Origin of the sequence: Pseudomonas sp. MWU12-2029 (genome assembly GCF_023242425.1) — a bacterium.
Classification (GTDB): Bacteria; Pseudomonadota; Gammaproteobacteria; order Pseudomonadales; family Pseudomonadaceae; genus Aquipseudomonas; species Aquipseudomonas kribbensis.
Genome location: NZ_JALJDY010000004.1, coordinates 343,012 through 368,348 on the forward strand (window position 1 = coordinate 343,012; position 25,337 = coordinate 368,348).

Consider the following 25,337-nt stretch of genomic DNA (forward strand, 5'->3'; position numbering starts at 1 on the left):
GCGCGCAGGCCTGTGATGAGGGGAAAAGGATGCTCCCGATGACGATCGTGCGTGAACTTGCGGGTATGGCGCCATGAGTGCGCCACCCGGACCCATCAATCGCCGTGTGCTGATCGTCGACGATACCGCGTCGATCCACGACGACTTTGCGAAAATCCTCAAGTCATCCACGGTTGAAGACGACAGTCTGGGCGAAACCGAAAGCCTGCTGTTCGGTACCCCGCCCGGCGCGTCTGCCACACAGAACGAAATTTTCGAACTGGATTCGGCCTTTCAGGGGCGCGAAGCACTGGACAAGGTCGAAGCCGCGCTGGCCGCCGGTCGCCCCTACGCCATGGCCTTCATCGACATGCGCATGCCACCGGGCTGGGACGGCCTGGAAACCATCGAGCGGCTCTGGCAGGTCGATCCCAAGCTGCAAGTGGCCCTGTGCACCGCTTATTCCGATTACTCCTGGGAAGAGATCGATCAGCGGTTGCCGCTGAATGATCGCCTGCTGATCCTGAAAAAACCCTTCGATGCGATCGAAATCCGCCAGATGGCCAGCGCCCTGACGGTCAAATGGCAAATGACCGAAGACGCCGCGCTGAAAATGAATCAGCTGGAACAAAAGGTCACCCTGCTGGCCCGCACGGACGGCCTCACCGGGCTGGCCAACCGCGCCACGCTGATCGAGCGTCTGCACCAGGCCTTCGCTGCCGCGCGCCGGGGGGCGGCGCCATTTTCGGTGTTTTACCTGGACCTGGATCACTTCAAACGGGTCAATGACACCCTCGGTCATCCGGTCGGCGACCTGCTGTTGCAGCAAGTGGCACAACGGATCAAGGCCGTGGTCCGGGAAAACGACGTGGTAGCGCGTCTGGGTGGCGATGAGTTCGCGATCCTGCAACTGGACGTCAGCGAACCGACACAGTCCGCCGCCATGGCCACCAAGATCCTTGAAACACTGCAGGCGCCCTACCAGCTGGGCGGCAACGCCGTGCGCATTTCGGCCAGCATCGGCATCAGCAGCTATGCGCCCGTCAGCTTCGATGCCGACAGCCTGTTGGGGCAAGCCGACATGGCGCTGTACCGCGCCAAGGAGTCCGGACGCGATCAGTTTCACTTCCACTCAGAGGACATCACTCGGGAGGTGGCCGAGCGCATGGTCCTTGCCGAGGAGTTGACCACCGCCCTCACCCAGGGAGGACTGAAGCTCGATTACATGCCGGAAGTGGACCTGCACAGCGGCAGGATTCTCGGCATGGCCGCACAGGTCAGTTGGCAACATCCCCGGCTTGGCCTGCTGCCGGCGTCAGCCTTCGTTCCGGCGGCGGAAAAGACCGGTGCAATCATTCCCCTCGGACGCTGGATTCTGGATCAGGCCTGCTGGCAGATGCACCGGTGGCAAAACGACGGGGTGGCTCCTTCGGTGATGGCGATCAAGATTTCCCTGGCGCAGCTCAAGTCCGGCCCCGAACTCATCTACGACGTGTTGCGCACCACGGCGCGCTGGGAACTGGCGCCATGGGACCTGCGTTTCGATGTCACCGAAGCCACCCTGGCCCAGACCCAATGGACCCACAACGATGCGTTGCCGCGCCTGCGCGAGCTGGGTGTGACCATCGCCATCGATGATTTCGGCACCGAATACTCCTCGTTCGATTACCTGAAAACCTACCGGGTCAATCACCTCAAACTTGCCCAGTCCCTGATCGACAATGCGGCCCGGGATGAAGACGGCGCCAACCGGCTGCGGGCGATCGTCAATTTCGCCCGGGACCTGGCCATCGACATCAGCGCCGAGGGCGTCCGGCCAGACGCTCAGGGCACCGCCCTCGTGCCCGGCGCACCGTTGAAAAACGTGCAGGGCTTTTGCCTGAGCGCGGCGGTCAGCCCGGAACAGGCCGCCCGACTGCTGAAGGACGCCAGCGCGGCCGCCCCGCTGCCCAGGGAGGATGAAGGATGAAAACGCCTTTTCCCCAGACCAACCGGCGCATTCTGATCGTCGACGATACGCCGGCGATCCATGCCGATTTCCGCAAGATCCTCGCCCCCGAGACGGCGGCTGAAGCGGATCTGAGCGGTCTTGAACAGACGCTGTTCGGCACCCGTCAATCGCCGCACCTGACCTTTCAGCTCGATTCCGCCTATCAGGGCCAGGAAGCGTTGAAACTGGTGCAACACGCGCTGGACGAAGGTCGCCCCTATGCCCTCGCCTTCACCGACATGCGGATGCCGCCCGGCTGGGACGGCCTGGAGACCATCGAAAAACTGTGGGAGGTCGATCCGAACCTGCAAATCGCCTTGTGCACCGCCTACTCCGACTACAGCTGGGAAGCCATGGCCGAACGGCTGGAATTCGGCGATCAGTTGCTGATCCTGAAAAAGCCGTTCGACACCCTGGAAATCCGTCAGATGGCCAATGCCCTGACCTGGAAATGGCAACTGGCCCAGGACGCGGCGCTGAAGTTGCTCAGCCTTGAGCAGACCGTCGAAGCCCGGGTGCATGAGCTGCTCAAGGTCTCGCGCCTGTTGCAGTACGACAGCCTCACTGGCCTGCCCAACAGCACGTTGCTCGGTGACCGTCTGACTCAGTCGCTGGCCGCTTGCCGGCGCCATGACAAACAACTGGTGGTGATGTTTCTCGGCCTGGATCGCTTCAAACGCATCAACAATGCCCTGGGCCATCCGGCGGGCGACGAGATGCTCAAACGGGTCGGCCAGCAACTGCTGGCCTGCGTGCGCGAATCGGACTCGGTGTTTCGCTATGGCTCCGACGAGTTCGTGGTGATGCTCAGCGACATCAATCACCCGCAACAGACCCGCAGCATCGCCGAAAAACTGCTGGCGGCCATCCGTGAGCCACAGACGATTGTCGGTCACGACGTCAGTGTCACCGCCAGCGTGGGCATCAGCCTTTATCCGGACGACGGGCTGGAAGCCATCGACCTGATCAAAAAAGCCGAGACGGCCATGCGCAATGCCAAGGAAAGCGGCCCGAACGAGATCGGTTTCTTCATCGAGGCCATGAACCAGCGCGCCCGGGAACAGCACGGCATCGAGTCGGGCATTCGCCTGGCCCTGCAACGGCACGAATTCGTCCTGCACTACCAGCCGAAAATCGATCTGGGCAGCGGCCGGGTGGTGGGCGCCGAGGCACTGGTGCGCTGGCAGAAACCGGGGCATGGCTGGGTGTATCCATCGGAGTTCATCCCCGTGGCCGAAGACAGCGGCCTGATCGTGCCGCTGAGCAAATGGGTGCTGGGTGAGGCGTGCCGTCAGACGCGGGACTGGCAAAAAGCCGGGTTGCCGCCGATCCGCATGTCGGTCAACACCTCGGCCATCGACTTCCGTCAGCGCCTGTTTGTCGAGGGCATCGAACAGGTGCTCAAAGAAACCGGGCTGGATCCCGCCCTGCTGGAACTGGAGATCACCGAAGGCGTACTGATGCAGAACGTCGACGCGACCATGAGCGCGTTGAACCGGCTCAAGGCGCTGGGTGTCAGGCTGGCCATCGATGATTTCGGCACCGGCTATTCCAGCCTGAGTTACCTGCGGCGGTTCCCCATCGATGTGCTGAAGATCGATCAGTCGTTCATCCGCGGCCTGAGCCATGACAGCAGCGATGCCGCGCTGGTCGGCGCGATCATCAGCCTGGGCAAGAGCCTGAACCTGAACGTCATCGCCGAAGGCGTGGAGACCGCACAACAACTGGCCTTTCTCAGGGCCCACGACTGCGAGGAGGGCCAGGGTTTCCATTTCAGCAAGGCCTTGCCGGCGGACGCCTTCGCCCGCCTGCTGGTGGCCGGGGTGCCTGGTCCCTGGAGCGTTGCATGAACACGCCGACGACAGGCCTGTCGCGCAGTGTTTTGTTCCTGATGCTTTTCGCACCCTGGGCCCATAGCGTTGCCGCGCCGCTGGACGAGCCACTGAAACCGCTGCCCGACATTCCAAAACAGGATCCGAAACGCGTCGAGCTGGGCCGCCGGCTTTTTCTCGATCCACGGTTATCCCTCAACAACACCCTGTCCTGCGCCAGTTGCCATCAACTGGACAAGAACGGCGCTGACAGCCGGGCCCTTTCCCTGGGCTTCGATGGCCAGCCGGTGGCGGTCAACACCCCGACCGTGCTCAACGCCAGCCTCAATTTCCGCCAGTTCTGGGACGGTCGCGTGGAAACGCTGGAAGAGCAGACCAGCGGCGTCATCACCAGCCCCCACGAAATGGGCAGCGACTGGAACACTGTCGTGCAACGGATTGCCGACGATTCCGGCTATCGCCAGTCTTTCAGTGCCGCCTACCCGGATGCCGTGACGCAAGCCAATATCCAGAACGCCCTGACGAGCTACGAACGCACGTTGCTGACACCCGGCTCTCGCTTCGATCAGTACCTGCTCGGCAACACCGAGATCCTGACCCTCGATGAGAAATACGGCTATCAACGCTTCAAGGATTACGGCTGCATTGCCTGCCATCAGGGCGTAAACATCGGCGGCAACATGTACCAGAAGTTCGGAGTGTTCGGTGACTACATCGCCGATCGCGGCAACCCGACGGTGGCGGATCAGGGCCGGTACAACGTCACCGGCGACGAAAACGATCGGGCCGTGTTCAAGGTTCCGAGCCTGCGCAATGTCGCACTGACCGCGCCGTACTTCCACGACGGCTCGGCGCCCACCCTCGAACGGGCGGTGGACGTGATGTTTCAGTATCAGTTGGGTCGCATGCCGAGCGAGGAAGACAAGGCGCTGATCATCGAGTTTCTCAAGACCCTGACCGGGCACTGGGAGGGTCAGTCATGATGACCACCGTCTCGGGGCGGCGCAGCCTGCTGTTGCTCAGCCTCCTGGCCGTATTGCTGGCCTCGGTCCTGGTGTTTCTCTACCTCAAGTCCAGTTCCGAGCAGACCACCACCTACACCGAATCCCGGGACCTGATCCGTCAGATCAAGCAACAGGATTCGCAGTGGGAAAGTGAAGTCCTCAAGGCCCGGGTGGCGATCACTCACAATTACGACCCGCTGGTCTCGCCGATGAACGAGATGAATCGCCTGTGGGCACGTTTCGAATCCATGGAATCCGGGCATGGACGCGACGAATCCAGGCAATGGGACCATGCCCACGAACGCTACCTGGACGCCATGCAGGAAAAGACCCGTCTGGTGGAACAGTTCAAGTCGCACAACGCGCTGTTGCGCAACTCCCTGGCGTTTCTGCCCAGCGCCGAGGATGACATTCAGGCACAACTGGCCAATCTGTCCGACCTCGACAAGATTCAATTGCAGAACATCGTCACCGACACCTATGACCTGTTGCTCAGTGCACTCGAATTTGCCCAGGTCGCCTCCGACGACAAAGCGTCCGACATCGAGGTGGGTCTGAATAAACTGGCGGTGAACGCGCAACGCCTGCCGGCGAATTTTCAGACCCCGATCCGGATCCTGAGCAATCACATTGCGCTGATCCTGCGCGAGCAACCGATCGTCAATCGCCTGCTCGATCAGATCGAGGTCATTCCCGTGGCCGAGCGTCTGGACACCATCACCAACATGCTCGACCTGGATCAGCAACAGGCCGAACGCACCGACCAGAAATACCATTTCTACCTGCTGCTGTTTTCTGTCCTGCTGATGTTGTCGCTGCTGTGGCTGGCCATCCGCCTGATCCGCAGTTTTGCCGAGATCAACCGGGTCAACGCGGCCCTGCAAACGGCCAACGATGTGCTCGAACAACGGGTCGACGAGCGCACTCGCGAACTGAAGAACGTGCAGAGCGAATTGCTCGATGCCGCGCGCCAGGCCGGCATGGCGGAAATCGCCACCAACGTGTTGCACAACGTCGGCAACGTGCTCAACAGCGTGAACATTTCCTCCGACCTGATCTCGCGAAAACTGCGCAGCAGCAAAGCCCTGGGGTTGGGCAAAGCGATGCAACTGATCAACGAACACCCGGACGACCTCGGGCCGTTCCTGACGGAGGACGCCAAGGGCAAGCTGCTGCCGGGCTACCTCAACCAACTGGTGGGCGCCATCGCCCAGGAACAGCAGGAAATGGCCGACGAACTGGCGCAGATGAACAAGAGCGTCGATCACATCAAGGACATCGTCGCCACCCAGCAATCCTATGCCGGCGCCAACAGCCTGACCGAGCCGCTGTACATCAACGAACTGCTCGAAGACGCCCTGCGCATGAACGCCGGTGCGCTGACCCGGCATCACGTCACGGTGTTCAAGGATTACGGCGACGTGCCCCAGGTGATGGGCGACAAGCACCGTCTGCTGCTGATCCTGATCAACCTGATCAGCAACGCCAAATACGCGATGTCCGACCTCAGCAACCGCCCGCGGACCATGACCCTGGGGGTGAAGATCGTCGATGAAGGTTTTCTGGAGATCAGCGTCAAGGACGATGGCGAGGGTATCGCACCGGAGAACATGACGCGGATCTTTGCCCACGGCTTCACCACCCGCAAGGATGGCCACGGCTTCGGCCTGCACAGTTGCGCCCTGGCGGCCATCGAGATGAACGGCCATCTCACCGCCCACAGCGATGGGCCTGGCCTGGGCGCCCTGTTCACTTTGCAGATCCCGCTGATCACGGTAACGGAGAACGCATGAGCGAACTGTCGAACCGCCGCATCCTGCTGATCGACGACATGCCGTCGATCCACGAAGACTTTCGCAAGATCCTCACCCCGAACCGGGCGCAGTCGGCGGAACTGGACGAGATGGAAGCGGCCCTGTTCGGCGCCCCCGCCAAGCCCCGACGGACGATGTTCGAACTGGACTCGGCCTATGGCGGCGAAGAAGGCCTGGCCAAACTCAACCTGGCCTTGCAGGAGCAATGCCCCTACGCCCTGGCGTTTGTCGACATGCGCATGCCCGACGGTTGGGACGGAGCGAAAACCATCGAGCAGTTGTGGCTGCAGGATCCGCAATTGCAGGTGGTGGTCTGCACCGCTTATTCCGACTATTCCTGGGATGAACTGCTGGATCGCCTGCACGCCCATGACCGGCTGCTGATCCTGAAAAAGCCCTTCGACAACATCGAAGTCCAGCAGATGGCCAACACCCTGCTGACCAAATGGCAGATGACCGAGCGCGCCTCATTGCAGATGCATCACCTGGAACACTTGGTGGACCAGCGCACCGCCCAGTTCAAGCAGGCCAGCGAAGCCTTGCAGCGAGAGATCGATGAGCGCAAGCAACTGGAAGGCCAGTTGGTGCAGTCGGAAAAACTCGCCTCGCTGGGGCAACTGGCCGCCGGGGTCGCCCACGAAATCAACAACCCGATCGGCTTCATTTCCTCCAACCTCGGCACCCTCGACGGTTACTTCCAGCAACTGCTGGCCATGCTCGGCGCCTACCACTCAGCGGGGCAGGCCCTGGCTGCCGAGCCGGCTGCGCAGTTGCAACAAATGCGCGAGCACTTGGAAGTGGATTTTCTGCTGGAAGACATTCCGGTGCTGATCCGCGAATCCAAGGAAGGCATCGGCCGGGTCGGGCAGATCGTCAAGGACCTCAAGGACTTTTCCCGCGTAGACACCCAGCAGCAATGGCAGTGGGCGAACCTGCAACAGGGCATCGAGTCGACCCTGAACATCGTCGCCAGCGAACTCAAGTACAAGGCCGATGTGGTCAAGGAATATCAGGACCTTCCGGAGATCGAGTGCCTGCCCTCGCAGATCAATCAGGTCATCATGAACCTGGTGATCAACGCGGCGCAGGCCATGGGTGCCGAGCGCGGCACCATCACCCTGCGCACTGCGGTGCAGGGCGAGTCGGCGATCATCGAAGTGGCTGACACCGGCTCGGGCATTGCCCCCGACACCCTGCAGAAAATCTTCGACCCGTTTTTCACCACCAAACCCGTAGGCCAGGGGACAGGGCTGGGCCTGTCCCTGTCCTATGGCATCGTGAAGAAACACGGCGGGGACATCTCGGTCAGCAGCACTTTGGGCGCCGGCACCACGTTTCGCGTGCAACTGCCATTACGCCAGACCCGGCCTGCGGCCTGATCAGGTCGCTTCCTGAAAATCCATTTCCGGTGGCTGGCGGCGGAAACCGCCGGTCAGCACCGCCAGATACACCACGCCAATCGCCAGCCAGCTCAGGCCCAGATACACCGCCAGATGATCGAGGCTGACCATCAGCCACAAGTCCGCCACCAGACCGATGAACGGGAACACCAGGAACAGCAGCAGCTCGCGCGGGCCTTTTTTCTCGCCACCGATCCAATAGTGAAAAATCACTGACAGGTTGACCAGGCTGAAGGCCAGGAACGCGCCGAAGTTGATGAACGAGGTCGAGGTGGTCACGTCGAGTTTCAGCGCCAGCAACGCCACCACGGCGCAGAGCAGGATGCTGTTGACCGGGGTGCCGAAGCGCTCGTGCAAGGTGCCGAAGAATGACTTGGGCAACACGCCGTCACGGCCCATCGCAAACAACAGCCGCGAACCGCTGGCCTGCGCCGATAGACCCGATGCGAATTGACCGACGATCAGACCGATGAGGAAGATCGACACGAACAGATCGCCACCGATGTTGCGCGCAATCTCGTAGGCCGCCGAGTCGACGTTGTCGAACTGGAACGACGGATGCGCGACCTGCACGAAGTACGACACACCGACGAAAATCAGCCCGCCGATCAGGGTGATCAGCATGATCGCCCGAGGGATGGTGCGACGTGCATCGCGGGTTTCTTCGGTGAGGGTGCTGACTGCATCGAAACCGAGGAACGAGTAGCAGGCGATGGCCGCGCCGCTCATGATCAGCGGCATCTGCATGTCGCCGTTGAAGAACGGTTTGATCGACCACAACGGCGTGCTGGCGTCGCCGCCGATGTAATGCACGCACAGGGCGACGAAGGCGACCAGCACCAGGAACTGCACCAGCATCAGCAAGGCGTTGATGCCGTTGGCCAGCTTCAGGCCGATGATGTTGATCGCACTGGTGATGCCGATGAACGCCAGCACCCAGATCCACTGCGGGATCGAGGGGAAGGCGGAAGCGAGGTACGCGGCGCCGATCAGCCAGATCGCCATCGGCAGAAACAGATAATCGAGCAGCACGGCCCAACCGGCGATGAAGCCGAGTTTCGGGCTGATGGCCTTGCGCACATAGCTGTAGGCCGAACCAGCCACCGGGAACGCGGCAGCCATGCGGCCATAACTCATGGCGGTGAAGAACATCGCCACCAGCGCCGCCAGATACGCGGCAGGCACCATGCCGGCGGTAGATTGAGCGAGGATGCCGAACGTGCCGAGGACAATGATCGGCGTCATGTAGGCGATGCCGAACAGCACCACCGACCCCAGTGAAAGGGTGCGTTGCAAACGAGCCATGGGCGACTTACTCCGGATTTTATTGGATTTATGGCAGAGGCCGAGTTCGGCGAATATTCCGGGTGTTGCTGATCGTTCCCACGCAGAGGGTGGGCACGATCGGATATCTCTTGTTCTTTAGCGCGAAGGAATCAGCAACTCCCGCAGGCCAGAAGCGTGTTCAACCACCGCCCCCGGCAACTTCAACCGCTGATCATCCAGATACCGATAATCCTTGCGCGCCAGCTCCAGCTGACCGAAATCCAGTTCAATGCTGATCCGCCCTTCCTCACGCCCGGCCTCGAACAGCACCGTACCCAGCGGATCCACCAGCGCACTGCCGCCGGCGAACATCAGCCCGTCATCCCCGGCTTCCACGCGGTTGACCATCAGCGCAAACGCCTGGTTTTCCTGGGCCCGGGCCATGATCGCGGTGCGGTGGGTCGGGCCGTAAGGGTCCATGTTGCCGTTGGTGACGATCAGCAATTCAGCGCCCAGTTGCGCCAGGGCACGGGCCGATTCCGGGAACTCGATGTCGTAGCAGATCAGCAGACCGACACGCACGCCGTTCCACAGACACGTGGCGTAACGATCGCCGGCCTCGAACACACCGCGATCGGAGGCCCAGAGGTGGGTCTTGCGGTATTTCAGGGCGATGCCTTCGGGGGTGATCAGCAGCGTGGTGTTGTAGAAACGGCCGTTGTCGTTTTCGGCCATGCCGATCACCACGGCGAGGTTGCGTTCGCGGGCTGCGGCCTGCACCGCGCTGACGGTCGGCCCGTCCAGCGGCTCGGCGATTTGCGCCACGGTGTCGGCGCTCGGGAAGCCCATCAGGTGGGTCTCGGGGAACACGATCAGTTGCGTGTCGGCCGGGCACCCGGCAATCGCCGCCAGGGCGCGTTCGAGGTTGTACGCCGTGTCTTTGTCACGGCCCGCCAGTTGGGCGAGTTCGACTTTCATGGGGAGTCCTTGTTATGAGCGCCGGGCGCCGAAAGATTGCCCGGCGACTGTCTGTGGGCCAGTATGCTCGGCATTCGACCGGCCAGGGAATTACGCGGCCGGGGTAACCCGATAGGGGTAGAGGCATGACTGTTTCGTTTGACGACATCACCTGGCACCGCGCCGTCGGGCAGTTGATCGACGCCCTCGACAAGCCGAATTTCTGGGCGCAACTGGTGCGCCTGCTCGACCAGTACGTCACGTTCGATAGCTGGGTAGCCCTGCTGTTCAGCGCCGACCGTCACCCGCAGGTGTTCGCCGAATGCCCGGGGGAAGACGGCAGTCCCGACCAGTTGTTCCAGGATTACCTGCGCGGGTTGTATCTGCTCGACCCGTTCTATATCGCCTGCCGCGAGCAATCGCGCACCGGGTTGTACCGCCTGTCGGAGGTCGCGCCGGAGCATTTCGAGCTGACCGAGTATTACCAGCGATACTTTCGTCTGAATGTGGTCGCCGACGAAATCCAGTTCAATTGCCAGCTCGAAGGCGACCGCACGCTGTGCCTGTCACTGGGCAGCAAGCAACGCTTCAGTGGCGAGCAGATTGCCCTGCTGTCGCTGATCCAGCCGTGGGTGCTCGGCCTGCTGCGCCAGCGCCTGCCTTACGAAATCAATGAAATCGTCGCCCTCGCCCCGTCACCGGCGCAACCGGACTGGCGGGTGCAGCTCGAAGCGTCGGTGCAGCAACTCAAGGGCGCGCAACTGACCGCCCGGGAACTGGATGTCGGGCGTTTGATGCTCAGCGGTTGCTCCAGTAAAGAAATCGCCCGTAAGCTGGAAATCTCTGTTGAAACCGTGAAAGTCCATAAGAAACACATGTACAGCAAGCTGGGGATCAAATCCCAGTCGGAGCTGTTTTCGATCTTCCTGCAGGCGCAGAACGCCTGACTGCCGCAAAAAAATCTGTCCGAACCAAGGAAACCGTATGAGCCTGTCACTCCTGAGCCGCTACGCCTTCTTTGCCGTCTGCGTGATTTTCACCCTCGCCAGCCTGCCCTTTCTCGACCATGACTGGCTGTGGCCGATCACCGCCGTCACCGGGGTGCTGAGCCTGCTCGGCCTGTTCGATCTGATGCAGAGCCCCCACGCGGTGCGCCGCAACTACCCGATCCTGGGCAACATCCGTTATCTGGTCGAGGGGATTCGCCCGGAAATCCGCCAGTACCTGCTGGAATCCGACAGCGACGCCCTGCCCTTCTCCCGCGCCCAGCGTTCGCTGGTGTATTCGCGGGCCAAGAATGAAAGCGCCGACAAACCGTTCGGCACCCTGATCGACGTGTATCAGTCCGGTTTCGAGTTCATCGGCCACTCGATGCGCCCGGCGCCGCTGAGCGACCCGAACAGTTTTCGCGTCACCGTTGGCGGCCCGCAATGCACCCAGCCGTATTCGGCGTCGGTGTTCAACATCTCAGCCATGAGTTTTGGCTCCCTCAGCGCCAACGCGATCCGCGCGCTGAACCAGGGTGCGAAACTCGGCAACTTCGCCCACGATACCGGCGAAGGCAGCATCAGCCCGTATCACCGCGAACACGGCGGCGACCTGACCTGGGAACTGGGCAGCGGCTATTTCGGCTGCCGCACCAGCGACGGCCGCTTCGACCCGGAACGTTTCGCCGCCCAGGCACAGACGCCGCAAGTGCGGATGATCGAAATCAAGATGAGCCAGGGCGCCAAACCCGGCCACGGCGGGATTCTGCCCAAGCACAAGGTGACCCAGGAAATCGCCGATACCCGTGGCATTTCCATGGGTGAAGACTGCATCTCGCCGTCCCGCCACAGCGCGTTTTCCACACCGATCGAGATGATGCATTTCATCCAGCAACTGCGTGAGCTGTCGGGCGGCAAACCGGTGGGCTTCAAGTTCTGCCTCGGCCATCCGTGGGAGTTCATGGGCATCGCCAAGGCCATGCTGGAAACCGGCATCCTCCCGGACTTCATCGTGGTCGACGGCAAGGAAGGCGGCACTGGCGCGGCACCGGTGGAGTTCACCGACCACATCGGTGTGCCGATGCGCGAGGGCCTGTTGTTCGTGCACAACACGCTGGTGGGCCTGAACCTGCGGGACAAGATCAAGCTCGGCGCCAGCGGCAAGATCGTCAGCGCCTTCGACATCGCCAGCGTGCTGGCCATCGGCGCCGACTGGGCCAACTCGGCGCGGGGCTTCATGTTCGCCATCGGCTGCATCCAGTCGCAAAGCTGCCACACCAACAAATGCCCGACCGGCGTCGCCACCCAGGACAACCTGCGCCAGCGTGCGCTGGTGGTGCCAGACAAGGCTCAGCGGGTCTATAACTTCCATCGCAACACGTTGAAGGCGCTGGCGGAAATGCTCGCCGCCGCCGGCCTCGATCATCCGTCGCAGCTCTCGGCCAAACATTTGGTACGGCGCATGTCGGCCACCGAGATCAAACTGTTTTCACAGCTGCACGTGTTCCTGAAACCGGGGGAATTGCTCACCGGGGAAGTGAACGGCGAGTTCTATTCGCGGATGTGGCAGATGGCGCGGGCGGACAGCTTTGAGCCGCAGGACATCGCGGCGGCCTAGTCGATGTCAAAGCGCTAGCCGGATCAGGCTGGCGCTTTCAGGTCCGAGAGCGGCGAAACAATACAAACCGGAAAAAACAGTACCCCAGCAACAGATTCAACAGCGAAAACACAGACACCGTCGCCAGCCCCGGCAAATTGCGCGTATCACCAAACACACCCGTGCCATAACTCACAACACCCATCACGCCCATGAACCCCAGGTACTCCAACACAGACGTTCCGGTCTCGAAGGTGTAGAGCGCGTTCATGTAAAACGAGAAAGCGGCGGCGATGCAAAACGCGGCGAAGTTACTCGCCGACTGAGTCGCCTGAACGGCGCTGGTCAATACGAAAAAGATCTGCCAGTGAATCAACGTGCCGGCAAGGCCGATTGCCGTTTGTGCGGAAAACCCTTTCCACAAGATTCTCATCGCCAATCCTTGCTGTCGCGGCAACCGTCGAGCGTTTCAAGTTAGGGCAGCGCGTGGGCGGGGTCTACTGTCAGAAATTACAGGTCGGCGGTGGTTTCTGACCAACGGTCACCATTGCAGCAATCGGCCATGAGGCGGCTCTTTCATGACGATGAAACCGTAATCGCCGATCAGGTAGATGCGGTAATAGAGGCTGTCCACAAGAGCTGGAAAACCCTGATAGCCGACGCGGGTGGCGTTGCGTCGTTCGCGTTCGGCTACCACGTTGGTGATGCCGGCCGATGGCAGGTTTTCCGCGAGCATGAAGTAGTCGATGTTCAGCAGGTAACGCAGTACCGGCAGCTGTTTGAACGTGCCCGTCGCACTTGCCAGCCAGCGGTCGGAGTAAGTGACCGACATATAAATCCGCTTGGCGTCACGCAATTCGCGATGGGAGGAAATGTCATGACTCAGGCTGTAGAGAGCACTGCTGGCGAAGGTTTTTTCCATCGTCAGCACCTGCCCGTACGCAAAGGACAGCGACAGCGTGGCCAGAAGAGGAATCGCCAACAGCAGGGGCAGCCGCGAGTGCAGCGACGTCAATCCGATACAGGCAAGATAGAACAGCAGCATCAGCAGCACGCCGAACCCCATCAAGGTTCGTGCACCTTCATTGAAGTCGCGAAACAACAGCGTCATGCCCGGCACGAGCAGCACAATCAGCGGCAAGGTCAGCAGGCAGCCAAAGCTCAGGAGCAGGGCCTTTGCGGGTGGTTCCCGGCGCAGGCGAATCTGCCGTCCTATTCGCACACCACCGAATAAGGCACACACCAGCAACACGACGAACACTGCCGTGTAGCCACCGTGAAACAGCAGCGCCACCTTCTCCAGAACCCGGCCAGAATTGATGCCGATCTGCAACAGTGGATCAGCACTGAAGTCGAGCAATTCGGTGCGTGTGGAATCCGTGAACGGATAGGCCGTGATCGCGTAGATCGACACGCCCAGCACCAGTTGCGCCAGCTTCCAGCCCGCCAGTTGCCAGAGGTCTGCCCAGGGCATGTGCCGATGAACAGCCCTGAGCAATTCCACACAGCACAGTCCGAGAAACACGTTGAGGCTGATCTGATACAGCCCGATCGCCAGCGCCAGCAACACCGATGGCACCAACCATCGCTGTATCCGGGAAGTGCCGCCAAAAGTAATCGCGTAAATCACCGCGACCAGACTCAGAGCCATGCCGGCCCCGTCGTATTGATAGGACAGGTTCTGCAACAGGAACGGGTTGTACCAGAGCGGCAACGGCACCAGACAACAGGCCAGCGTCGGTTCGGGGAAATAGTGAAAGGTCAGGCGGGTCAGGGCCAATGACATGGCCAGTGTGGCGAGCAGCAGCGGCAAGGGAAAGATGTTCGGCGCAGCGCCGGTGAACGTCAGCGCTTTATACAGCCAGTCCATGAACAGGCGCCCCTGCCCGGCCCACACATTGCCGGCAGCCAGGGTGCGCCAGTTGTCGTCGATATAGGGGAAGTCGGCGAGGAGCAGCGGCAGGATGTACAGCGTCGTGGCGAGCAGGAAAAACAGCACGACCTGACGGCGGCCGAGTTCGCGGTCGACAAAATCACTCATCCTCATGTCCGTGCCTCTGAAATCGTTGCCACCGATTCGATCACTAAACGTTGGAAAGCCGCTACTGTCAGGAATTACAGGTTAGCCGCCCTTTCAGACGAGCGGATGGGCATGTCCGAGCCATTGAATATCCTCATCCCGGAAAAACAAAAGCCCCGATCATGATAATCAGGGCTTTTGGCACAACAGGCATTACGCCTTACGAAGCCGAACGCACCGCACCTTGCGACGCATCGGTCGGTTGCAGCTTGAACACGTAGAACAGAACGGTCAGCAGCACCAGGAACGCCGGGCCGACATACAGCGCCACGCGGGTATCCGGGAAATACGCCATCAGGCCCACCACCAGCACCAGGAACGCCAACGCCAGATAGGAGCTGACCGGGAACAGCCACATCTTGTATTTCAGGCCGGCACGTTCGCTGGCACTCAGGCCTTTGCGGAATTTCAGCTGGGCCAGCAGGATCATCACCCAGGTCCAGATCGCGCCGAAGGTGGCGATGGACGTCACCCAGACGAAGACTTTTTCCGGTACGAGATAATTCAGCAGTACGCCCAGCAGCAGGGCGAAAATCGACAGCAGCAACGCCCGACGCGGCACGCCGTTGGAGGTCTTGGCGAAGGCGGCAGGCGCCTGGCCGTTCTGCGCCAGGCTGTAGAGCATGCGCCCGGTGCTGAAAATGCCGCCGTTGCACGACGACAGTGCGGCAGTGATCACCACGAAGTTAATGATGCCGGCGGCAGTCTTGATGCCCAGACGTTCGAAGGTCATCACGAACGGGCTGCCCTGCGTGCCGATTTCATTCCACGGGTAGATCGACAAAATCACGAACAGTGCGCCGACGTAGAACAGCAGAATCCGCCAGAACACCGAGCCGATGGCACCGGGAATGGTCTTCTGCGGGTTCTTCGCTTCACCGGCGGTCAGGCCGATCATCTCAACGCCCAGATAAGCGAACATCACCATCTGCAGCGACATCAGCACGCCCGTCACGCCGTTGGGCATGAAGCCGCCATGGGTCCACAGGTTGGAAATCCCCAGCGCCACACCGTCGTTACCGAAACCGAAGGCGATGATGCCGATGCCGCCGAGCACCATGGCGATGATGGTGACGATCTTGATCAGGGCGAACCAGAACTCGAATTCACCGAAGGCCTTCACCGCGATCAGGTTGATCGAGCCCATGCTGACCAGCGCCGCCAGCGCCCAGATCCAGCGCGGCACATCGGGGAACCAGATGCCCATGTACACCGCCACCGCCGTGATTTCCGCGACGCAGGTCACCAGCCACAGGAACCAGTAGTTCCAGCCGGTGAGAAAGCCTGCCAGCGGGCCGAGATAATCCTGTGCGTAACGGCTGAAGGAACCCGCCACCGGGTTGTGCACGGCCATCTCGCCGAGGGCACGCATGATCACCAGGATCGCCAGACCACCGATGATGTAGGACAGCATGATCGCCGGGCCGGCCATTTCGATGGCCTTGGCGGAACCGAGAAACAGACCGACACCGATACAGGCGCCGAGCGCCATCAGACGGATATGCCGTTCGCCGAGTTCGCGTTTGAGTGGACCGCCGTTCGCGGTCTCGCCATGGGGCGGGTGATTGCCGACTGGCATGGGGGACTTCCTCGTCTTGTTATTGGATAGACCACCGAGTGTCGAAGCGTCGGCCGATAAGCCCTGGCTTCCCGACACCGCGCCGGCCTCGTGGGCGGACGCGTCCTTCAGGTCCGGGCCTGAGGATCAGAGGGGCTGGCAGTATAAAAAGCTTCCGGCAGGATATTTCACTCTAAAAGACGCGATATTCAGCGACAAAATTCGCCAACCATCGAACTTTCGAGACAAAAACTCCTGAAAAAAACGGATTATTCACTGCCGAAATGGGCGCCGAGTATTGCACAGCAATGGTGCAGCGTCATGCCCCTACCCAAGTCGTATTTACCCGCGAACCGCTCTGATCCGCCATTTTCCGGGACCTGAACAGGCGTTGCTGCCGGATTGCCCACTGCGCAGATTTGTTCAGGGTCGAAGCTTCACAATTTTTTCACCCGCGCCAACCACCGACTAAGCTTCAGTCAAGTCCGATCAATCTGCGTGAATGGATCAATCGACTATGGGCGCTTTGTGGCAAACCGATTCGAGTGAAAAAGTGGTTCCGACTGAACGTGTGGATGAAGCGCCTGTCCCTGAGAAACCCCGTCGTAACCGGCATGGGTGGAAGGCTTTCTGGCTGTTGCTGGTGATCATTGCGATTGTGGTGGGCCTGGCCGCGATGAAGGAAATGCGCACCTCGCGTTTTCAATCCCGCGAGGTCAGCCAGTACGCCGCCAGATTGACCTATGAACTGCAACCGGGCCCCAGCGAAGCCATTCGTTATCCGGGCAACGGACCATTCGATCTGCGTCTGGGCTACAGCTCGCTGGACGAATTTCTGCCACGACTGCTCAAGCGCAATTACGTGATCACCGAACAGACGCGCTTCTCGCCAGCGCTGCTCGGCTATACCGACAAGGGCCTGTTCGTGCCCTACTCCGAGAAAATCCAGGCCGGGCTGTCGATCACCGATTGCCGCGCCGCGCCGCTGTATCAGTACAACTATCCACAGCAGCTGTATTCGAGTTTCGAGTCGATTCCGCCGGTGGTGGTCAACAGCCTGTTGTTCATCGAAAACCGCTTCCTGCTCGACCCCAAACAACCGCTGGCCAACCCGGCGGTGGACTGGCCGCGCTTCGGCATGGCGGCGTGGTCGCAGGTTGCCAAGTTGCTGCACTTGCCGGGACAGTCGGCGGGCGGCAGCACGCTGGCCACGCAGCTGGAAAAGTATCGCCACTCGCCCGACGGACTGACGGTGAACGGTGCCGAAAAAATCCGCCAGATGATTTCCGCCAGTGTGCGCGCCTATCAGGCCGGTCCGGATACCTTGCCGGCGCGGCGCAACATCATTCGCGACTACCTCAACAGCGTGCCGTTGTCAGCGGTGCCGGGGCATGGTGAAGTCCACGGCATGGCAGAAGGCTTGCGGGTCTGGTACGGCGCCGATTTCAACGAAGCCAACAAAAAACTCGCCAGTACCGCGACCGATCCACAGACCCTCGCCGACAAGGGCCTGGCCCTGCGCGAAATGCTCTCGCTGATGATCGCCCAGCGCCGTCCGTCCCATTACCTGACCAAGGGCCGGGAAGAGCTGGCCGATCTCACCGACAGTCACCTGCGTCTGCTCAAGCAGAATGGCGTGATCGACAACGCGCTGGCCGATGCCGCCCTCGCGAGCAAGGTCACTTACCGCGACTGGCAGACCCAGCCGACGATCCAGCCGATCGAAACCAACAAAGGCATCAGCGTCGCCCGCAGCCGTCTGGCCTCGATGCTCAATCGTCCGCTGTACGACCTCGACCGCCTCGACCTCTCGGCCACCAGCACCCTGCAAGGCGAGCTGCAAACCCAGGCCACCGCCTACCTGAAAAAACTCGCCGACCCGGCCTACGCCGCCGAAATCGGTCTGCTCGGCGAACGTCTGCTGACGCCCACCAGCACCACTCAAGTGCGCTACAGCTTCACCCTGTTCGAACTGACCCCGGACGGCTCGCGGGTGCGGGTACAGACCGACAGCACCGACCAGCCGTTCGACATCAACGAGGGCAGCAAACTGGAACTGGGCTCCACGGCGAAGATGCGGGTGCTGACCACCTACCTGCAAATCATCTCCGAGCTGCATGACAAGTACGGCGCCATGAGCGTGCCGGAACTGAAGAAAGTCGACGTGCCGGATCAGGACCGCCTGACCCAGTGGGTGATCGATTACCTGATCCAGAACAAGGATCACGATCTGTCGAAGATGCTCGGTGCCGCCCTCGACCGCAAATATTCCGCCAGCCCCGGCGAGGCGTTTTTCACCGGTGGCGGGCTGCACGTGTTCCATAACTTTCGCAAGGAAGACAACGGCCGCATGCCGACCTTGCGCGATGCCCTGCGCGAGTCGATCAACCTGCCGTTCATTCGCCTGATGCGCGATCTGGTGCGCTACACCACCTACTCCGGCCCCAACAACAGCGCCGAGCTGCTCAAGGATGATCGCGACCCGCGGCGTCAGGAATACCTCGCTTCGTTCGCCGACCGCGAAGGCACTTCGTTCCTGCTCAAGTTCTGGAAGAAGTACAAGAACAAGGACACCCAGGCCCGCCTCGACACCTTCCTCGACAGCATGCGCCCGACGCCGATCCGCATGGCCGCGGTACACCGTTACCTGCTGCCCAACGCCAGCCAGGAAGACTTCAACAGCTTTGTCCGCTCGCATCTGAAAGGCGTGAAAATCACTGAAAAACTCACCGACGAGCGCCTCGAGCGGCTTTATCTGGCCTACGGCCCCGGCACCTACGATTTGCCCGACCAAGGCTTCATCGCCAAGGTCCACCCGCTGGACCTGTGGCTGATCGGCTACCTGCTCAACCACCCGGACGCGACCTGGGGCCAGATCGTCAAGGCCAGCCAGTTCGAGCGTCAGGAAGTCTACAGCTGGCTGTTCAAGAGCAAGCACAAGGGCGCCCGGGACAGCCGGATCCGCACCATGCTGGAGATCGAAGCCTTCCTCGATATCCATCAGCGCTGGCAGAAAGTCGGCTATCCGTTCGATCACCTGGTGCCGTCGCTGGCCACCGCCATCGGCAGCTCCGGCGACCGCCCCGCCGCGCTGGCCGAGTTGATCGGCACCATTCTCAATGACGGCGTGCGCATGCCGACCCTGCGCATCGACAGCCTGCATTTTGCCGCCGGCACGCCTTACGAAACGAAACTGGTCAATGATCCCCATGTCGGCAAACGGGTGATGCCGTCGGAAGTGGCCACCGCCATGCGCGAGGCACTGTCGCAAGTGGTGGACTCGGGAACCGCCAAACGTGTTTCCGGCAGTTTCAAACTGAACGATGGCACACCGCTGACCATGGGCGGAAAAACCGGTACCGGCGACAACCGCATCGAGGCCATCGGTTCCGGCGGGCGCATTTTGAGTTCCAAGTCGATCAACCGCACGGCAACCTTCGTGTTTTACATCGGCGATCACCATTTCGGCACGCTCACCGCGTTCGTTCCGGGACGCTCGGCAGAGAACTTCAAATTCACCTCGGCCCTGCCGGTGCAGGTGCTCAAGGGCATGGCGCCGATCCTGATGCCGTATCTGCAACCGGGCAGCGATTCGCAATGCCGGCCACCGCAGGCTCCCCAGGTGGCGCTGACGAACCCGCCGTCGCTTAACCCCGATTGAAGTTGTGGAGGCAATAACTAATTATTTTATGCATTCCAATATTCAATGTTTCGCCTGCCAGGTTCGCACTCGAACAGCAGGCTTTTGAACTAATTTTCTGCCCCCTTGAACGTTAGGCTGAATCTTCCTGACTTATTCAAGGCTGTACCCATGACTGCAACAACTGAATACAAAGGGCAACATTACGAATTAATCAAATCGCGGATCGATCCGGTATTTATCGATATGAAACCGCAACACGGCGAAGCGTTGAGAAAGATCAAACCTCGCCGTGAGTCGTGGATGACGCCGCCACTGGCCCGGGTCAATAAAAACGCCTGGGCAGCCCGTAACAGTGCCGACAAGGCACTGAACCGACTGAAAGACATTCACTCGTTTGCCAAACCGCTGCTGAAAACCCGTTTGCGGGAAAGAACCGGCATCGACGTCGATATCGAGAACACGGTTCTGATGCTGTACCGCGAAGCCAGATCGCCCTGGTACGTGATAGAAACATTGAGTGGTTCAACCACAAGAAAAGTGTCATTGCTCGAAGCCGCATTGAACAACTTTTCCCATAACGAAACTTACGCCTCGAACTCCGCGTTTCTCGTCAAAAGAGAACATGTGAACGATCAGTACGATATTTCGCCACTTGATCGGCTGATGACCGTTGCCCAGTTCCAGACGCTGTGTCGGGAACTGGATATCGGCAGGCTCTATCAAGCGCACCTGCAGGACATGCTGTTGAACGACGAGCCGGTGGCGCGCAGCTATATGCAGTCACTGATTGTGCAGAGTCACAAGGCCACGCTGCAGGCAGCCGCGCACATGGCGTTGGCGCGAAAGGAGATCAGCCGCGAAGGCTTTCAACTGATCCGCGCCCTGCTCGATGGTCGCGTGGCGCTCAAGCTCGGCCAGCAGCCGATGCACGCCTGCGAACTGAACATCATGGATCTGAAGCTGACCGGCATCCTGATCCTGCGTCCCGATCCCGCTCAGCCGCTGCATTCCTCGCGGGTCATCGTCTACGTCCCCCACGACCCCGAACATCCGTTGAAGGAATACGACTCCCACCTCGCCTTTCTCAAGGAACTGTCTGCTCAGTTGCAGAGGAACGAAACCCTGGCCTCCACCGGTGGCAATTACTGGCAGTTCTTCAGTCAGTTCGTCGATCACCATGAGCGCGGGCACTTTTTTGCCGATCTCAAACAGCGTCTGACGCATGTGAATTGGTATCCACACGAACGCGGAGACTCGCGTCCGTCCTGGCGCGAAACACCGATCAGCAACCCGAACCTGCAATACGGCGCAACAGCCATCACCGGGGCACTGTGGGAGTCCCTCTATCAGCGGCAGCTCGACAAGATCCTCAACGATGCACGCAACATCGCCGTGCCTACCGCCGATGCAGACAAAAATGCTCGCGCAGACTGGTGGGCGAACATCTTCAAGATTGCCCAGGACATCCTGAACGTGGCGGTGATGGTGGCTGCGCCCTTCGTGCCTGTCGTCGGCCTTGCAATGCTCGGCTACACCGCCTGGCAATTGACCAACGAGGTCATCGAAGGTGTGGTGGATCTGACACTGGGCCATTGGGAGGAAGCCGCGGAGCATGTGGTGGGGGTGGTCAACGATGTATTGCAACTAACGGCTTTCGCCATTGGCGGCGTCATCGCCAAGCCGTTGCTGCTGAAGCTGTCTCCCTTGATTGAAAACATGAAAACGATACGTTCGTTCGATGGCAGCACACGCTTGTGGCACCCGGATCTCAAACCGTACGAGCAGTCGCAACTGACGCTGCCGGGTGGCTCAAAACCTGATGCTCTGGGCCTGCATCAACATGCAGGCAAGACTGTTCTGCCGCTGGAGGGCAGGCACTATGCGGTCAGGTTCGATCGCCACAGCGGTCACTATCGTGTCGAGCACCCTTCCCGACCGCAGGCTTATTCACCACGACTGCAGCACAACGGTCGGGGGGCCTGGACTCACGAGGCCGAGTCACCCCATGAGTGGGAAGGCGCGCGCCTGATGCGCCGGATCGGGCATTCGGTCGACGGTCTGAGTGACGCCGAGCTGGAACAAATACGCCACATCAGTGGCACGCCGTTCGACTCGCTGCGCCGGATGCATGTGGAAAACACCCCGCCACCGCCGTTGCTGGACGATACGCTCACCCGCTTCAAGACCTGGCAGGAAGCCAGAAACATCGGCGAACTCATTCGTACCGGGCAGCCGCTTTATCCGGAGTCGCACTGGTTCGACCGGACAGTCCCTGACATGCCGGGCTGGCCTGCCGACAAGGCCCTGAAGGTCTGGCAAAACAACGATCTGACCGGTGCTTACAGGCTATACGGCAATCCCCGGGCTTCTGACGGTCAGACACTGTCCATCGGCATCGACGATGTAATGGACAACAAACTCCCTGAACGGCTGGTGGACTTTCTCGGCGACGCCGACATGCAATCCCTGCTCGGCGGGAACTATCCGAAAGCCCGACGAGCGCAAATCCTGCGCATCCGCCTGGCCGATATCGTGCGAACCCGGGAAGGCGAAATCTTCGATTATCACTACCGTTTCAAGAGTCGCACTGTCGATACGCTGGCCCAGATAGTCCAGCGCCGGTTCCCGCGCTTGTCCGCACGGCTTGCCGAATCGGTGGCCAGCGAGGCGACAGCTGCCGAACACAGCATCATGACCGACCAGCAACGCATCCCGTTGCGACTGAAGAGTCAGGCTCGCGAAATCGAATTCGAGGTTCTGGCGACCCGGGCAAACGAGGTGATGCACGATCCGGCGTTGTTGACACCCGGCAACGAACGGCTCGCCCTCAATGCCCTGAAAATTTACACCAACGTCTTCGAAAACCTGCGCATTGAGGTGCGAGATGGCTCTGATGACGGCCCGTTGCGGTGCAGCGCCGGCCGAGAGGATGCCGCCACGGTGCACAGGCTGATCAGGAATGAACACGGCCGTTATGAAGTGCATGACCGCGCTGACAACAGGCTCCAGGACGCCAGCGATTTCTATGAAGCCGTTCTGTCGGCCATTCCCGAAACCAGGCGCACGGCGCTGGGCTACCGCACAGGTCAAGGGAGAATGCTCAAGCGATGGGTGATGGAATTGACGGAGGCGCCAGCCGAGCGCCGGATCGTGCTGGCGCGCCCTCCCATCCGCCCGTTCGTACCGCTGGAAACCGAATTGTTGTTGCGCGGCCCGAGGCTTTCCAAGGCGCCGCTGACCGTGGAAGAGAAAGTCAGAAACCTCTACCCGCATTTCAGCGAAACAGAGGTGGCGACGTTCACCCGGTCATTGCACTCCACGGGGGATGCACACTGGAAAATCGCGCGGCTTGAAAGTGAACTCAAGACGTTGAAGGAAAAACTGGAAACCTGGAGACAGAGCTTCCTGAACAACTGGGATGCCGACACCCCCGATGCCAATCTGCCCCGCGCCTATCATGACTATCAGCACAACGGCGGTCGCTTCATCGCCGACCGCCTGCTGGAGTGTTTCGAACGCAGATCAGAAGTGTTCCTGGAGCGCAGCACCAGTCTTGAGAGCGGCTACGCGCTGGACTTGTCGAAAGAGATGCGGCCCCATGACCTTCAACACTGGTGGGGCCAGTTGCCCGACGGCCTCAAACCCTGGCTCGATCAGATCACGACACTGAACCTGGATGGTCAGAGATTCTCTTCGACCTCCAGCGGGCTGTTGAAGGATTTCCCTCAGTTGCGTCAACTGAGCGCCAGACACTGCGGTCTCAAGACCCTGCCGGTCGGCATCGGTCAGATGCAGCGTCTGGAAACCCTGCGTCTGAGCGACAACCAGCTGCAACTGACACCCACCAATGCGCAGCAACTGAACACGCTGACACGCCTGGAAACCCTGAGACTGGACAACAATCCTGTCAGCATGCCGCTGTCGGTCGGGCGTATGCCGAGGTTGCGAATCCTGAGCCTGATCAATACGCAGATCGACGCCTGGCCGCTGGGCCTGTTCGATGTTCCACGCCCCCGAGGATTTTTTCTCGATCTGGGCAACAATCCGCTCAGATACATCCCCGAAGTACGGCCCGGTTCCGATAAGGCACGATTGATCGCCCGTACCCGCGTCCATCTGGATCAACTCACCCGACGAGCCCGCACCACCTACGAGCAATATCGAAGGTCAGTGGGTATGCGCCCTTCGCAAAGCTACGCGACCATTGCCGAAGACTTGCTGGAGCAATGGCCGGTTTCCGTGGACACCGAACTGGCTGATGAAACACCCGGCATCGGGGCTCTTCGCCCCGAGGCGTGGCACGAACTGGCAAGCGAACCCGGCTCCGATGGTTTTTTTCAGGTGCTGCAGGATCTGACCCGTTCTGCCGATTACGAACAGGGTGGCGAGGCACTGGATCAGTTGACCGACCGTGTCTGGCGCATGATCGACGCCATGGACATCGACACCCGGCTGCGCGAAGAGCTGTTCCTGATGTCGACCGATCCCGAAGGTTGCGAAGATGCCGGAGCCCAGTTGTTCAACAGCATGGGGATTCGCGTACTGGAGTCGGAGGCACGCACTTTTTCCAGTTCTCCCGAGGAGCTTGAACGCCGATTGGTGACACTGGCCAAAGGTGCTGCGCGACTCAGGCAGGTCAACGAGATTGCCCGGGCCGATATCGCCGGCCGGCAAGGAGAACCGGATGAGGTGGAAGTCCATCTGGCCTATGAAACGGGTCTGGCCAGACGCCTTGAACTGCCCTGGCAGTCCGAAGCCATGAAATTCCGTCAGGTCGCCGGGGTCAGCGATAAAACCATCGATGCCGCCTACGACCGGATCATCGACGATGAAGCCGGTGACGGATTGGTAGAGCAGATGATCGACCAGCCATTCTGGGAGCGTTATCTGCGGGAAACCTGGTCAGGGGAGCTTGCAGCCAATACCCGCCGGTTTCAGGAAAAGGCCGATCTGCTGATCGATCTGCAGACGGCCCAGGAGCGCTGGGTCGAGTCGGCCGACCGTTCACCGCCACTCAGGCAGGCGCTCGCCGAACTGGCGCGCCGATTGTCCATACCGGACGCGGTCGTCTTCACACCGGAAAAGATGAGCCAGCAGACCTTCGACCGGCTGCTGGAGGACTTGGGCAAGCAGGAGAAAGCGTTGAACAGAAGACTGACACGCGAAGCGATGACACGCGCAGGTATCTGAGCCCTTGAACGGCATCCTGAAGACAACCCTTGCTGGTTGTC

The 25,337-nt window shown here is 60.5% G+C and carries 14 protein-coding genes; 9 read left to right on the plus strand and 5 right to left on the minus strand.

Going from position 1 to position 25,337, the window contains the following annotated elements; all coding sequences use genetic code 11:
• Window positions 1–73 precede the first annotated feature (73 nt).
• Genes M5B44_RS12005 through M5B44_RS12025 form a run of 5 tightly spaced genes read left to right on the plus strand, consistent with a single transcriptional unit; the run spans window position 74 to window position 7,998 of the window.
• On the plus strand, window positions 74–1,948 hold the full coding sequence (locus M5B44_RS12005; RefSeq protein WP_248739274.1) for a putative bifunctional diguanylate cyclase/phosphodiesterase: 1,875 nt from the start codon (window positions 74–76) through the stop codon (window positions 1,946–1,948).
• Entirely contained in the window at window positions 1,945–3,819 is a 1,875-nt protein-coding gene (locus M5B44_RS12010; protein WP_085709450.1) for a putative bifunctional diguanylate cyclase/phosphodiesterase, read from the plus strand. Before M5B44_RS12005 ends, M5B44_RS12010 begins: the two co-directional genes overlap by 4 nt.
• 41 nt (window positions 3,820–3,860) lie before the next feature.
• On the plus strand, window positions 3,861–4,784 hold the full coding sequence (locus tag M5B44_RS12015; RefSeq protein WP_248739408.1) for a cytochrome-c peroxidase: 924 nt from the start codon (window positions 3,861–3,863) through the stop codon (window positions 4,782–4,784).
• The gene (locus tag M5B44_RS12020; protein WP_248739409.1) at window positions 4,784–6,598 is read left to right on the plus strand and encodes a DAHL domain-containing protein; all 1,815 of its coding nucleotides are present in this window, start codon (window positions 4,784–4,786) and stop codon (window positions 6,596–6,598) included. Before M5B44_RS12015 ends, M5B44_RS12020 begins: the two co-directional genes overlap by 1 nt.
• Window positions 6,595–7,998: an ATP-binding protein gene (locus M5B44_RS12025; protein WP_248739275.1), complete on the plus strand. Its 1,404-nt coding sequence runs from the start codon at window positions 6,595–6,597 to the stop codon at window positions 7,996–7,998. Before M5B44_RS12020 ends, M5B44_RS12025 begins: the two co-directional genes overlap by 4 nt.
• On the opposite strand, the gene M5B44_RS12030 is transcribed toward M5B44_RS12025, so the two are convergent.
• Window positions 7,999–9,324, minus strand: coding sequence for an APC family permease (locus M5B44_RS12030; RefSeq protein WP_248739276.1), 1,326 nt, complete (start codon window positions 9,322–9,324; stop codon window positions 7,999–8,001).
• 117 nt (window positions 9,325–9,441) lie between these two features.
• Window positions 9,442–10,263 (minus strand): carbon-nitrogen hydrolase family protein, encoded by an 822-nt coding sequence (locus tag M5B44_RS12035; RefSeq protein ID WP_248739277.1) that lies wholly within the window; start codon window positions 10,261–10,263, stop codon window positions 9,442–9,444.
• A 125-nt stretch (window positions 10,264–10,388) separates the two neighbouring features.
• Here M5B44_RS12035 and M5B44_RS12040 point away from each other — a divergent pair, with 125 nt between their 5' ends.
• Both M5B44_RS12040 and M5B44_RS12045 read left to right on the plus strand, forming a co-directional pair.
• Window positions 10,389–11,189 carry a helix-turn-helix transcriptional regulator gene (locus M5B44_RS12040; protein ID WP_085709445.1) on the plus strand — a complete coding sequence of 267 codons (801 nt, stop codon included), beginning with the start codon at window positions 10,389–10,391 and terminating at the stop codon, window positions 11,187–11,189.
• Between the two features lie 37 nt (window positions 11,190–11,226).
• On the plus strand, window positions 11,227–12,846 hold the full coding sequence (locus M5B44_RS12045) for an FMN-binding glutamate synthase family protein (RefSeq protein ID WP_248739278.1): 1,620 nt from the start codon (window positions 11,227–11,229) through the stop codon (window positions 12,844–12,846).
• 37 nt (window positions 12,847–12,883) lie between these two features.
• Here M5B44_RS12045 and M5B44_RS12050 read toward each other — a convergent pair whose 3' ends face one another.
• From M5B44_RS12050 to M5B44_RS12060, 3 genes are all read right to left on the minus strand, one after another.
• Complete coding sequence (locus M5B44_RS12050) at window positions 12,884–13,258, minus strand: GtrA family protein (protein WP_248739279.1); 375 nt, start codon at window positions 13,256–13,258, stop codon at window positions 12,884–12,886.
• Window positions 13,259–13,366: 108 nt separating this feature from the next.
• The gene (locus tag M5B44_RS12055) at window positions 13,367–14,872 is read right to left on the minus strand and encodes a glucosyltransferase domain-containing protein (protein ID WP_248739280.1); all 1,506 of its coding nucleotides are present in this window, start codon (window positions 14,870–14,872) and stop codon (window positions 13,367–13,369) included.
• A 193-nt stretch (window positions 14,873–15,065) separates the two neighbouring features.
• A complete protein-coding gene (locus M5B44_RS12060) occupies window positions 15,066–16,484 on the minus strand; it encodes an amino acid permease (RefSeq protein ID WP_085709436.1) in 1,419 nt (472 codons plus the stop codon).
• A gap of 496 nt (window positions 16,485–16,980) precedes the next feature.
• Here M5B44_RS12060 and M5B44_RS12065 point away from each other — a divergent pair, with 496 nt between their 5' ends.
• Entirely contained in the window at window positions 16,981–20,124 is a 3,144-nt protein-coding gene (locus M5B44_RS12065) for a transglycosylase domain-containing protein (RefSeq protein WP_248739281.1), read from the plus strand.
• Window positions 20,125–20,274: 150 nt separating this feature from the next.
• Window positions 20,275–25,296, plus strand: coding sequence for an NEL-type E3 ubiquitin ligase domain-containing protein (locus M5B44_RS12070; protein WP_248739282.1), 5,022 nt, complete (start codon window positions 20,275–20,277; stop codon window positions 25,294–25,296).
• The last annotated feature ends 41 nt before the right edge of the window (window positions 25,297–25,337 follow it).

What these genes read in the sequence shown, in the direction of transcription:
- M5B44_RS12005 (WP_248739274.1), top strand. Translation starts at nt 74, where the DNA reads ATGAGTGCGCCACCCGGACCCATCAATCGCCGTGTGCTGATCGTCGAC.
- M5B44_RS12010 (WP_085709450.1), top strand. Translation starts at nt 1,945, where the DNA reads ATGAAAACGCCTTTTCCCCAGACCAACCGGCGCATTCTGATCGTCGAC.
- M5B44_RS12015 (WP_248739408.1), top strand. Translation starts at nt 3,861, where the DNA reads ATGCTTTTCGCACCCTGGGCCCATAGCGTTGCCGCGCCGCTGGACGAG.
- M5B44_RS12020 (WP_248739409.1), top strand. Translation starts at nt 4,784, where the DNA reads ATGACCACCGTCTCGGGGCGGCGCAGCCTGCTGTTGCTCAGCCTCCTG.
- M5B44_RS12025 (WP_248739275.1), top strand. Translation starts at nt 6,595, where the DNA reads ATGAGCGAACTGTCGAACCGCCGCATCCTGCTGATCGACGACATGCCG.
- M5B44_RS12030 (WP_248739276.1), bottom strand. Translation starts at nt 9,324, where the DNA reads ATGGCTCGTTTGCAACGCACCCTTTCACTGGGGTCGGTGGTGCTGTTC.
- M5B44_RS12035 (WP_248739277.1), bottom strand. Translation starts at nt 10,263, where the DNA reads ATGAAAGTCGAACTCGCCCAACTGGCGGGCCGTGACAAAGACACGGCG.
- M5B44_RS12040 (WP_085709445.1), top strand. Translation starts at nt 10,389, where the DNA reads ATGACTGTTTCGTTTGACGACATCACCTGGCACCGCGCCGTCGGGCAG.
- M5B44_RS12045 (WP_248739278.1), top strand. Translation starts at nt 11,227, where the DNA reads ATGAGCCTGTCACTCCTGAGCCGCTACGCCTTCTTTGCCGTCTGCGTG.
- M5B44_RS12050 (WP_248739279.1), bottom strand. Translation starts at nt 13,258, where the DNA reads ATGAGAATCTTGTGGAAAGGGTTTTCCGCACAAACGGCAATCGGCCTT.
- M5B44_RS12055 (WP_248739280.1), bottom strand. Translation starts at nt 14,872, where the DNA reads ATGAGGATGAGTGATTTTGTCGACCGCGAACTCGGCCGCCGTCAGGTC.
- M5B44_RS12060 (WP_085709436.1), bottom strand. Translation starts at nt 16,484, where the DNA reads ATGCCAGTCGGCAATCACCCGCCCCATGGCGAGACCGCGAACGGCGGT.
- M5B44_RS12065 (WP_248739281.1), top strand. Translation starts at nt 16,981, where the DNA reads ATGGGCGCTTTGTGGCAAACCGATTCGAGTGAAAAAGTGGTTCCGACT.
- M5B44_RS12070 (WP_248739282.1), top strand. Translation starts at nt 20,275, where the DNA reads ATGACTGCAACAACTGAATACAAAGGGCAACATTACGAATTAATCAAA.